Source organism: Pseudomonas sp. IT-P258, from assembly GCF_949767825.1.
In the GTDB taxonomy this organism is placed as follows: domain Bacteria; phylum Pseudomonadota; class Gammaproteobacteria; order Pseudomonadales; family Pseudomonadaceae; genus Aquipseudomonas; species Aquipseudomonas monachiensis.
The window spans coordinates 1-287 of record NZ_CATKPU010000090.1 but is presented as its reverse complement, the minus strand read 5'-3'; the positions used below and the strand labels follow the sequence as shown (position 1 = coordinate 287).

Sequence of the window (287 nt, the reverse complement as noted above, 5' to 3'; positions counted from 1 at the left end):
TCACCGTCAAGGTTGACCAGAAACTCGATCACGACCTCAAGGTCACCTTGAGCAATGGCGACACCGTCACCATCGAAGCGGGCAAATTGTCGGCCATCTACACCGCGCCGGTGCAGGGTGACGACGTCTACAACGACCCGAGTAACCTGAGCCTGACCGTCGGTTCGGCCAGCGTCGACGGCCAGACCTTCGAAAACCTGGTGATCGACGGCACCGCGGCCAACGTGGCCATCACCGACACCGTCAGCGAAGTCATTGCCACTTTGACCGCCGACAAGTCCACCGTC

1 protein-coding gene is annotated in these 287 nt (G+C 60.6%); it reads left to right on the top strand.

What is annotated here, in order from left to right; translation table 11 throughout:
• On the top strand, positions 1-287 hold a 287-nt coding region (locus tag ACM6G4_RS25930; protein ID WP_414914886.1), incomplete at both ends, for an immunoglobulin-like domain-containing protein.